This is a genomic window from Cellulomonas hominis (genome assembly GCF_005239125.1).
Taxonomy (GTDB): Bacteria; Actinomycetota; Actinomycetes; order Actinomycetales; family Cellulomonadaceae; genus Cellulomonas; species Cellulomonas hominis_A.
On record NZ_SZYE01000132.1, the window covers coordinates 1 to 10,814 of the forward strand.

Sequence of the window (10,814 nt, forward strand, 5' to 3'; positions counted from 1 at the left end):
CGGCGCCGGGCTGCCGGCGCCCGACCGCCGCCGCCAGCAGGGGTGCGCCCTCCCCGACGAGCCGCGCCGCCGCGGCCGGCCGGCCCGCCATCGCCATGACGAGGTCGAGCGTCGTGCCCGTCGCCTCCGGCCCGTCGCCCGCGCGGAACGCGCTGTCGTCCGCGACCAGCCGCACACCCGACGCGACGGTGCGCGACGCGACGGCGAAGTCGCGGCTCACGTACCCGGCCGCGACCGCCTCCACCGCCTCGGGGGACGGCGCGCCCCGCACGCCGAGCGGCTCGCGGATGTCGGTGCCGTGCACGACGACCTCGCCGAGCCACGCCCACAGGTCACCGGTCGGGGCGACCCGCGCGTCGACGACCGACCGGAAGCCCGCGAGCGTGTCGGACGGGGTGGGGCCGCGGTGCTCGGCGAGCCGCCGCGCGTTGTGCCGGTCGGTGTCGAACCGGGCGGCGACGATGCTGCGCAGCCACGCCCACCGCCCGGTGCTCGCGCCCGCCGTCAGGTGCGCGACGACGTCCTCGACCGACCAGTCCCCGCAGAGGGTCGGCGCCGACCACGCCCGGGCCGGGAGCGCCTCCAGGTCCGCGAGGAGCCGCGCGCGCTCGTCCCGGATCGCTGCCCAGTACCGCTCGGGCGCCCACGGCACCATCGCACTGCTCCTCGTCCTCGGTCCGCCGGCCGGTCAGGCCGGGAGGGCGAGCTCGCCCCGCACGATGCTGTCACCCGAGTGGGCCGGGTCGCCGTCGAACGGCTCGGCGGACACGTCGACCACCGGGAACTCGGCCAGGTCGAGCCCGTCGGGGACGACGAACCGCCCCTCGTCGCCGTCGAGCACCCCGAGGGAGACCAGGCGCGTCGCGCCCGCGTCGAGCAGCCACACCTGGCGGAAGCCGTCGGCGTCGCCGTCGGCCAGACGGACCACCAGGGTCCGGCGCCCGGCGGCGTCCTCCTCGAGCAGCGCGTCCCCGGAGGCCGACCAGCCCGGCAGGGCGTCCAGCCGGACCTCGGCGACGACCGTCTCGGCGTCGGGGCGCAGGGCGGCGGAGACCGCGAGGCCACCCGCGACGGCCCCGACGACCAGGCCGGCGGCCGCGGCGGCGAGCCACGGCCCGCGCCGCCGGCCTGCCGGTGGTCGACGTGCCCGGGGCGGACCCGCGCGCCACGTCCGCCGCCGTGCGGGCGCTCACCGGCGTGGACACCGTCGTCGCCGTCGGGTCGTCGTTCGGCGACGCGGCCCGGCTGGGCCCGCGCGTCGCCAGCGCGTCCACCGGCGTCGAGCTGCCCGGCGGCGGCCAGCTCGTCTTCCCGGACGCGTCGTCGGCCCCGGGCGTCGACGGCAAGCGGTACGTCGCGCTCTACGGCACGCCCGGCACCCCGGCGCTCGGCGTGCTGGGGGAGCAGGACGTGCCGGCCACGATCGCCCGCGCCGAGCAGACCGCCGCCCCCTACCGGGCGCTGACCGCCGACGCGGTCGTGCCGACGCTCGAGGTCATCGCCACCATCGCGTCGGCCGCCCCCGAGCCCGACGGCTCGTACTCCCGGGCCCGGTCCGTGGACGAGCTGCGCCCGCTGGTCGAGGCCGCCCAGGAGGCGGGGCAGGCGGTCGTCATCGACCTGCAGCCCGGCCGCACCGACTTCCTCACCCAGGCGCAGCGGTACGCCGAGCTCCTGGAGTACCCGCACGTCGGGCTCGCGCTCGACCCGGAGTGGCGGCTCGCCCCCGACCAGGTGCACCTGCGCCAGATCGGCTCGGTGGGCGTCGACGAGGTGAACGCCACCGCCGACTGGCTCGCGACCTTCACGCGGGACCGGCGGCTGCCGCAGAAGATGTTCCTGCTGCACCAGTTCTCGCTCCGGATGATCACCGACCGCGAGCGGCTGCACACCGGCCACGACGAGCTCGCGACGATCATCCACGCCGACGGCCAGGGCTCTCAGCCCGCGAAGGCCGGGACCTGGGCGACGCTGCACCAGGGCGCGCCCGACGTGCACTGGGGCTGGAAGAACTTCTACGACGAGGACACGCCGATGCTCGACCCGGCGCAGACCTACGCGGTGCAGCCGGTGCCGGACCTCGTGACGTACCAGTAGTCAGCGGCGGGCGCCGGGCGCGGCCGGGTCAGGCCACCGCGGCCGAGGCGGCCTCGGTGCGCTCGTACACCCGCTGGTGCCCGGTGATCGCCGCGAGCCGGAACGGGCCCCGGGTCAGCCGCTCGACGTCGTGGTCCCCGCCGTCGACGGGGTTCACCGGGGCGACGATCCGCGCGTACTCGGCGTGCGACACCCGGTCGCGCTCGTCGAGCAGCCGGCGGTGCGCGGCGGTGCGCAGCCGGGCGCGGTAGCCGGGCTGCACCACGCCGGTGAAGAACTCGCCGACGGCGCCGGAGCCGTAGGAGAAGAACCCGATCCGCGCGCCGGCCAGGTCCTCGGCGGCGTGGTCGAGCAGCGACACGAGGCCGATGTACATCGACGCGGTGTAGGAGTTCCCGATCTCGCGGTTGTACCGGAGGGTGTCGGCGATCTGCGCGTCCATCACCTCGGCGTCCCGCGGGGCGCCGACCAGGCGGGTCAGGTGCGCGTGCGCCTTGACGGCCATCTTGGTGAACGGCTGGTGGTAGACGAACGCGTCGATGTCGCCGAACTCGGCGCCGCCCTGGGCGCGGAAGTCCTGCCACGCGCCGGTGAGGGAGTCGGTGTAGGCGCGCAGCGACAGCCGGCCGTCGACGACCGCGGTCGTGCGGTAGTTCGGGCGCCAGAAGTCCATGACGTCGGTGGTGTGCAGGCCGGAGACCGGCTCGATGGCGACCAGCCGCGGGTTCGCCGTGACCAGCATCGCGACCGCGCCGCAGCCCTGGGTGGGCTCGCCGGACGAGCCGACGTCGTACCGGGCGACGTCCGAGCAGATCACGAGGACCTTCTGCTCGGGGTTCCGGGCGACGAGCGCGAGGGCCATCTGCAGCGCCGAGGTGCCGGAGTAGCAGGCCTGCTTGAGCTCGACGACGCGCGCGGCGGGGTTCAGCCCGAGCAGCCGGTGCACGTACACGCCGGCCGACTTGGACTGGTCGATGCCGCTCTCGGTCGCGAGCAGCACGGTGCGGATCGCGGCGCGCTCGTCGTCGGCGAGATCCGCCACGAGAGGGAGCGCCGCCGCCGCGGCCAGCGTGACGACGTCCTCGTCCGGGGCGCACACGCTCATCCGGTCCTGGCCGAGGCCCACCGTGTACTTCGCCGGCTCCACGCCGTGCACGGGCGCCAGGTCCGCCAGGTCGAGGTACCGGCCCGCGGTCGCGAACGCCAGGTCGTCGATGCCGAGCTGCATGTCGGGGTGGGATCCTCTCGGGCTGGACGTCGTCCACGGGCGGTGACCCGGCGTGGTGACGGGCCTGCGGTGCGGTCCGCCGTCGTCGGCGGTCACGCGAGGCCCGGACGACTGTAGCCCTGCGTGCGAGCACCGACCAGCGAGCGTCGGGACTCTTCACCTGCTCCTCACGGAACGCCGACGGCGCCCGGGATCATCCCGTTCGTGAACGTGGTCACGATCACGTGGCGGTCAGCCCTTCGCGGGCGCGCCCCGCTCCAGCGTGAGGTGCGCGGCCATCAGCTCGCCCGGGTTGGTCTGCGCCGCCATCAGCGACAGCTCGCCGCACAGCACGGTCGCCGCGCACAGCACCGCGAGCCGCCGCGCGTTGTCCCCGGGCTCGCGCTGCTCGCGGCAGCCCAGCCGGGTCAGGTTCTCCTCGACGAAGTCGAGGCCCTTGCCGTTGCCGACGCTGCCCACGATGAGGTTCGGCAGCGTGCAGGAGAAGTACAGGTCGCCGTCGCGCACCTCGGCGTGCGTCAGGCCCTGCGAGCCCTCGACGATGTTGGCCGCGTCCTGGCCGGTCGCCAGGTAGAACGCCAGCAGCATGTTCGCGTAGTGCGCGTTCGCGGACCGCAGGCCGCCCGCGAGCATGGTGCCGATCAGGTTCTTGCGGATGTTCAGCTGCACGATCGCCTCGGGCGTCGTGTGCAGGAACCGCTCGACGTGCCGGCGCGGCAGCACGATCTCGGTGACGACGTTCTTGCCGCGGCCGAGGATGCCGTTGACCGCGGTGGCCTTCTTGTCCGAGCAGAAGTTGCCGGAGATCGACCCGTACCGGACGCCCGGGACGGTCGCGAGGACGTGGTCCATCAGCGTGTCGGCCGCGTTGGTCACCATGTTGTGGCCGGAGGCGTCGCCGGTGGTCAGCTCGAACCGCACGAACAGCAGGTTCGCGGCGATCTGGACGTGCAGGTCGATCAGCCGGGCGAACCGGCTGGTGGTGGCGACGACCGCCGCGAGCTCCTCGCGCCGGGCGGACAGGTGCTGCCAGGCGGCGAGCGCGGCCTCGGCGTCGTCGGCCTCCAGCAGCACGGAGCGGGACATCCGCTCGTCGACGAGCGTGGCCTTGATCCCGCCCTCGACCATCGTCGACAGCCGGGCGCCGCGGCGGACGCTCGGCCACAGCGGGGACTCGTAGGTCGCGAGCGGCACCTCGGTCTCGCCGGACATCACGTTGCCGCTGATCCGCACGGGTCCGACCCAGCGCAGGGGGATCGGCGCGGACGTGTCTGCGGCGGGCATGGGGACCTCCGGGGATCGGGTACGGGTGCGCGGCCGGGCGCGGCGGTGCGCTGGCGGCGCGACGGCCAGCGTAGACGCCGGGCGCACGCCCGTCCGCGCGGACGTACGGTGCACCCATGACGCGACCGCTCCGCATCGGAGTCCAGATCCAGCCCCAGCACGCCGACTACGCGCAGATCCGGGACGCGGTCCGCCGCGCCGAGGACCTGGGCGTGGACGTGATCTTCAACTGGGACCACTTCTTCCCGCTGTCCGGCGACCCCGACGGCAAGCACTTCGAGTGCTGGACCATGCTCGGGGCCTGGGCGGAGCAGACGAGCCGGGTGCAGATCGGCGCCCTGGTGACCTGCAACTCGTACCGGAACCCGGAGCTGCTGGCCGACATGGCCCGCACCGTCGACCACATCAGCGGCGGGCGGCTGATCCTCGGGATCGGCGCCGGCTGGTTCGAGAAGGACTACGACCAGTTCGGCTACGAGTTCGGCACGGCCGGCTCGCGGATCGCCGACCTGGCGTCGGCCCTGCCGCGGATCAAGGCGCGCCTCGCGGCCGGCAACCCGGCCCCGACCCGCGACATCCCGGTGCTCATCGGCGGCGGCGGGGAGCGCAAGACGCTGCGCGTCGTGGCCGAGCACGCCGACGTGTGGCACTCGTTCGGCGACCTGGACATCCTGACCCGCAAGAGCGCGATCCTCGACGAGCACGGCACGGCCGTCGGCCGGGACACCTCCTCGCTCGTCGAGCGCAGCGTCGCGGTCTCCGCGGCCCCGACCGAGGTCGCGGCCCCGCTGGTCGACGCCGGCGTCACGCTGTTCACGGTCGGGGTGTCCGGCCCGGACTACGACCTCTCGCTGGTCGAGCAGTGGGTGGCCTGGCGGGACGCCCAGGCCTGACCGCGGGCGGGCGCGGGGCCGGGCGAGTTCGCCGGTTCCGCGCGAGTTCGCCGGTTCCGCACCCCTCGTGGGCGCGCAACCGGCGAACTCGCGCGCGGGGTGCCGACGCGCGGGCCCTAACCTGGGGGCGTGAGCGAGACCAGCGACCTGACCCCCGTGGCCCAGGACTACCTGAAGGTCGTCTGGACCGCGCGCGAGTGGTCGTCCGCTCCCGTGACCACCAAGATGCTCGCCGAGCGGCTGGGCGTCGGTGCCTCGACGGTGTCGGAGACCGTGCGCCGGCTCGCCGACCAGGGCCTGGTGGAGCACGCGCCGTACGCCGCGATCACCCTCACGGACGAGGGCGTCCGGCACGCGGTGCAGGTCGTGCGGCGGCACCGGCTGATCGAGACGTTCCTGGTCAGCGAGCTCGGCTACGCGTGGGACGAGGTGCACGACGAGGCCGAGGTGCTGGAGCACGCCGTGTCGGACCTCATGGTCGAGCGGATCGACGCCCGCCTGGGCCACCCGACCCGCGACCCGCACGGCGACCCCATCCCGGCGCCCGACGGCACCGTGCCCACGCCGGCCGCGGACATGCTCTGGGACCTGACGGCGGGCTCCGGCCGGATCGCGCGGATCTCCGACGCCGACCCCGGCCTGCTGCGCTACCTCGCGTCGGTCGGCGTGGTGCTGGACGCGCGGGTCGAGGTCGTCGAGCGGCGGGACTTCGCCGGGATGACCGCGGTGCGGGTGTCGGCCCCGGACGCCGCCGACGGCGCCGACGCGCGGCCCGTCGAGCTCGGCGAGGTCGCGGCCCGGGCGATCTGGGTGCTGCTCGACCCCCGGTGACCGCCCGGTAGGGTTGGCCGCACCGGAGTTGCGCCGTCGCTGCCACCGGGACGGGCTGCCGCACCCGTCGGGACCGCTGAGCGCCCGCGTGCGTGCCGCCGCAGGGACGACGACGCGGGAGCGCACTCTTGGGAACCAGCACGCGGGGCAGCACGCCCCCGGTCGACTCCGACGTCGTCCTCGACCCGCACCTGGTCCGCCGCCGCGCGCGGCTGCCGCTGCTGGCCCTGGCGCTGGGCGGGTTCGCGATCGGCACCACCGAGTTCGCCACGATGGGCCTGCTGCCGCTGATCGCGACCGACCTCGACGGCACGATCCCCGAGGCCGGCCACGCGATCACCGCGTACGCGCTGGGCGTCGTCGTCGGAGCACCGCTGCTGACCACGCTGGCGGCCCGGATGGACCGCCGGAAGCTGCTCCTGCTGCTCATGGCGGCGTTCACCGTCGGCAACGTGCTGTCGGCCCTCGCCCCGTCGCTCGGCTGGCTGGTCGCGGCGCGGTTCGTCGCGGGCCTGCCGCACGGCGCGTTCTTCGGCGTCGGCGCGGTCATGGGCGCGCACGTCGCCGGGCCGGGGCGCCGCGGGCAGGCCGTCGCCACGATGATGGCCGGCCTGACGATCGCGAACGTCGTGGGCGTCCCGCTGTCGACGGTGCTGGGCCAGGTGTTCGGCTGGCGGGTGGCGTTCGTGGCCGTCGGCGTGCTCGGCGCGCTGACCCTGCTGGCCCTGCTCCGGTTCCTGCCCGGCCTGCCGGTGCGGGACGGCGCGACGGTGCGCGCCGAGCTCGGGGCGCTGCGGAACGGGCGGCTGTGGGTGGCCTGCGCCGCCGGGTCGATCGGGTTCGGCGGCATGTTCGCCGTCTACTCCTACGTCTCGCCGCTGCTCACCGAGGTCACGGGCCTCGCCGAGGTGACGGTGCCGGTCGTGCTCGCGCTGTTCGGCGTCGGGATGACGGCCGGGACGCTGCTCGGCGGCCGCCTCGCGGACCGGTCGGTCGCCCGGACCGTGCTGCTCGGGTTCGCGTCGACGATCGTGGCGCTCGTGCTCATCGCGGTGCTCGCGCAGTGGGTCGTGCCCGGCGTGCTGGCGATCGTGCTGCTGGGCGTGACCACGCAGGTGCTCGGGCTGTCGCTGCAGGCGTGGCTGATGGACCTGTCGCCGTCCGCGCCGTCACTCGGCGCGGCGCTCTGCCACTCCGCGCTCAACGCCGGGAACGCGTTCGGCGCGTGGGTGGGTGGGCTCGTGATCGCGGGCGGCCTCGGCTACGTCGCGCCGGCCTGGGTGGGGGCGGGGCTGACCGTGGTCGGCCTGGTCATCTCCGCCGTCGTGCTCGGCCCGGCGGCCCGGCGGCGCGCGGGCTGACCGGCCGGGGGGCGCGCCCACCCGGGCGGCCGGCCACGTCCGGGAGGACGTGCGCGCGTCGATAGACTTCCCCGGTGACGTCGCCCGCCAGCACCCAGCCCGATCCCGCCTCCGCCCCGGCCACCGCCGGCGGCCAGGACGTGCCGTTCCGGTACACCGCCGAGCTCGCCCAGCAGATCGAGCTCCGGTGGCAGGACGAGTGGGTCGAGCGCGGCACGTTCTTCGCGGCCAACCCGGCCGGCAGCGCGCTGACCGACGGCGACGGCGCGAACGCCCGCGAGGGCGCGCGGCCGTTCTTCGTGATGGACATGTTCCCGTACCCCTCGGGCGCGGGCCTGCACGTCGGCCATCCGCTGGGCTACATCGCCACCGACGTCGTCGCGCGGTTCCGCCGGATGCAGGGCGACAACGTGCTGCACGCGCTGGGCTACGACGCGTTCGGCCTGCCCGCCGAGCAGTACGCCGTGCAGACGGGCCAGCACCCGCGCACGACGACCGAGGCGAACATCGAGATCATGGCGCGGCAGCTCAGGCGCCTGGGCGTCGCGCACGACCCGCGCCGGTCCTTCGCGACGATCGACCCGGACTACGTGCGCTGGACGCAGTGGATCTTCCTGCAGATCTTCGAGTCCTGGTACGACGAGGACGCCGTGCGACCCGACGGCGGCACGGGCGCGGCCCGGCCGGTGTCGACGCTGGTCGAGGCGTACGAGTCGGGCGCCCGTGCGGTGCCGGGCGGGATCGACGGGGTGCCCGACGGCGCCGCGTGGGCCGACCTGGATGACGTGCAGCGCCGCCGCGTGGTCGACGCGCAGCGCCTGGCCTACGTCTCCGAGACGCCCGTGAACTGGTGCCCGGGCCTGGGCACCGTGCTGGCCAACGAGGAGGTCACCTCCGACGGCCGGTCCGAGCGCGGCAACTTCCCGGTGTTCCAGCGCACGCTGCGGCAGTGGAACATGCGGATCACCGCGTACGCCGACCGCCTGGCCGACGACCTGGCGCTGATCGACTGGCCCGAGAAGGTCACCGCGATGCAGCGGAACTGGATCGGCCGGTCCGAGGGCGCGCACGTCGACTTCGAGGTCACCGACGCCGACGAGCCGCTGACCGTCTTCACCACCCGCCCCGACACGCTGTTCGGCGCGACCTACGTCGTGCTGGCGCCGGAGCACCCGCTGGTGGACGCGATCGTCGCGGACTCCGAGCCGGCGTGGGACGAGGACGTGCCGGAGGCGTGGCGCGGGGGAGCCGCGTCGCCCGCCGAGGCCGTCGCCGCCTACCGCCGCGAGGCCGCCGCCAAGACCGCCGTCGAGCGGCAGGCCGACGCCGGCCGCAAGACCGGCGTGTTCACCGGCGGGTACGCCCTGAACCCGGTGAACGGCGCCCAGCTGCCCGTGTTCATCGCCGACTACGTCCTCATGGGCTACGGCACCGGCGCGATCATGGCCGTCCCCGGCGGCGACACCCGCGACTTCGCGTTCGCCGAGGCGTTCGGCCTGCCGGTCGTGCACACCGTGCAGCCGCCCGAGGGTCACGAGGGCGCCTGGACCGGCGACGGCGCGATCATCAACTCGGCCAACGACGAGATCAGCCTGGACGGCCTGTCCGTCGCCGAGGCCAAGACCCGGATCGTCGACTGGCTGGCCGAGCGCGGCGCCGGGTCCCGCACCACCACCTACCGGCTGCGCGACTGGCTGTTCAGCCGGCAGCGGTACTGGGGCGAGCCGTTCCCGATCGTCTACGACGAGAACGACCTGCCCATCGCCATCCCGGAGCAGTCGCTGCCCGTCGACCTGCCGGACGTGCCGGACTACGCGCCGCGCACCTTCGACCCCGAGGACGCGGACTCCTCGCCGGAGGCGCCGCTGAGCCGCAACGACGACTGGGTGAACGTCACGCTCGACCTGGGCGACGGCCCGAAGGTCTACCGCCGCGACACCAACACCATGCCGAACTGGGCCGGGTCGTGCTGGTACTACCTGCACTACCTGGACCCGCAGCACGCGACCGGCCAGGTCGTCGACCCCGCGCTCGAGCAGTACTGGATGGGCCCCGGCCACAACCCCGGCGACACCCACGGCGCCGGCGGTGTCGACCTGTACGTCGGCGGCGTCGAGCACGCGGTGCTGCACCTGCTGTACGCCCGGTTCTGGCACAAGGTGCTCTACGACCTGGGCCACGTCACCAGCCGCGAGCCGTTCTACAAGCTGTTCAACCAGGGCTACATCCAGGCCTACGCCTACACCGACGTGCGCGGCGTGTACGTCCCCGCCGCCGAGGTGGTCGAGGACGAGTCCGTCGAGTCCGGCTTCACCTGGAACGGCGAGGAGGTGTTCCGCGAGTACGGCAAGATCGGCAAGTCGCTGAAGAACGCCGTCTCCCCGGACGAGATGTACGCCGAGTACGGCGCCGACACCCTGCGCGTGTACGAGATGTCGATGGGCCCCCTCGACCTGTCCCGCCCGTGGGAGACCCGGGCCGTCGTCGGTGCGCAGCGGTTCCTGCAGCGCGTGTGGCGCAACGTCGTCTCCGAGGAGACCGGCGAGGTCACCGTGGTCGACGAGGAGCCGACGGTCGAGACGCTGCGCGTCCTGCACCGCACCATCGCCGAGGTCGGCGAGGACATGCAGGGCATGCGGATCAACACCGCGATCGCCAAGCTCATCGTCCTCAACAACCACCTGACGTCGCTGCCCGCCGTGCCGCGCACCGTCGCCGAGCAGCTGGTGCTCATGACCGCACCCGTGGCCCCGCACCTGGCCGAGGAGCTGTGGTCCCGCCTGGGCCACGAGCGGTCGCTCGCGCACGAGCCGTTCCCGGTCGTCGACCCGCAGTACCTGGTGCAGGAGTCCGTGACCTGCGTGTTCCAGGTGCAGGGCAAGGTCCGCGGGCGGGCCGAGGTCGCGCCCGACGCCGACGAGGCCACGCTGCGCGAGCTCGCGCTGGCGGACCCGGGTGTCCAGCGGGCGATGGCCGGGCGCGACGTGCGCACGGTGATCGTGCGGGCGCCGAAGCTCGTCAACGTGGTGCCGGCCTGACGCTGCCCGAGGGCGCCGACGCCCCGCCCGCCGCGCACGACGCGGGGGCGGGGAGCGGCGGCGTGCCCGGCGGTCGGCCCGG

At 74.6% G+C, this 10,814-nt stretch carries 9 protein-coding genes; 5 read left to right on the forward strand and 4 right to left on the reverse strand.

The window, feature by feature from the left end:
- On the reverse strand, positions 1-655 hold a 655-nt coding region (locus FA014_RS14195), incomplete at its 3' end, for a maleylpyruvate isomerase family mycothiol-dependent enzyme (protein ID WP_154730314.1).
- 33 nt (positions 656-688) lie between these two features.
- Positions 689-1,087, reverse strand: coding sequence for an anti-sigma factor domain-containing protein (locus tag FA014_RS14200; RefSeq protein WP_419178406.1), 399 nt, complete (start codon positions 1,085-1,087; stop codon positions 689-691).
- Between the two features lie 47 nt (positions 1,088-1,134).
- Here FA014_RS14200 and FA014_RS14205 point away from each other — a divergent pair, with 47 nt between their 5' ends.
- Positions 1,135-2,097 (forward strand): hypothetical protein, encoded by a 963-nt coding sequence (locus FA014_RS14205; protein ID WP_154730315.1) that lies wholly within the window; start codon positions 1,135-1,137, stop codon positions 2,095-2,097.
- A 28-nt stretch (positions 2,098-2,125) separates the two neighbouring features.
- On the opposite strand, the gene FA014_RS14210 is transcribed toward FA014_RS14205, so the two are convergent.
- Together FA014_RS14210 and FA014_RS14215 are read right to left on the reverse strand one after the other, a co-directional pair.
- Positions 2,126-3,325: a hydroxymethylglutaryl-CoA synthase gene (locus FA014_RS14210; protein WP_154730316.1), complete on the reverse strand. Its 1,200-nt coding sequence runs from the start codon at positions 3,323-3,325 to the stop codon at positions 2,126-2,128.
- A gap of 231 nt (positions 3,326-3,556) precedes the next feature.
- Positions 3,557-4,609, reverse strand: coding sequence for a hydroxymethylglutaryl-CoA reductase (locus tag FA014_RS14215; protein WP_154730317.1), 1,053 nt, complete (start codon positions 4,607-4,609; stop codon positions 3,557-3,559).
- Positions 4,610-4,725: 116 nt separating this feature from the next.
- Here FA014_RS14215 and FA014_RS14220 point away from each other — a divergent pair, with 116 nt between their 5' ends.
- The 4 genes from FA014_RS14220 to leuS all read left to right on the forward strand — a co-directional run bounded on the left by FA014_RS14220 (position 4,726) and on the right by leuS (position 10,732).
- Positions 4,726-5,502, forward strand: coding sequence for an LLM class F420-dependent oxidoreductase (locus tag FA014_RS14220; RefSeq protein WP_154730318.1), 777 nt, complete (start codon positions 4,726-4,728; stop codon positions 5,500-5,502).
- 129 nt (positions 5,503-5,631) lie between these two features.
- Entirely contained in the window at positions 5,632-6,333 is a 702-nt protein-coding gene (locus FA014_RS14225) for a metal-dependent transcriptional regulator (protein WP_230323168.1), read from the forward strand.
- A gap of 128 nt (positions 6,334-6,461) precedes the next feature.
- Positions 6,462-7,694 (forward strand): MFS transporter, encoded by a 1,233-nt coding sequence (locus tag FA014_RS14230; protein ID WP_328288203.1) that lies wholly within the window; start codon positions 6,462-6,464, stop codon positions 7,692-7,694.
- Between the two features lie 74 nt (positions 7,695-7,768).
- Positions 7,769-10,732: a leucine--tRNA ligase gene (leuS, locus tag FA014_RS14235; RefSeq protein WP_419178405.1), complete on the forward strand. Its 2,964-nt coding sequence runs from the start codon at positions 7,769-7,771 to the stop codon at positions 10,730-10,732.
- The last annotated feature ends 82 nt before the right edge of the window (positions 10,733-10,814 follow it).

Coding starts and splice junctions, on each gene's coding strand:
- FA014_RS14210 (WP_154730316.1), bottom strand. CDS start 3,325: ATGCAGCTCGGCATCGACGACCTGGCGTTCGCGACCGCGGGCCGGTAC.
- FA014_RS14215 (WP_154730317.1), bottom strand. CDS start 4,609: ATGCCCGCCGCAGACACGTCCGCGCCGATCCCCCTGCGCTGGGTCGGA.
- FA014_RS14220 (WP_154730318.1), top strand. CDS start 4,726: ATGACGCGACCGCTCCGCATCGGAGTCCAGATCCAGCCCCAGCACGCC.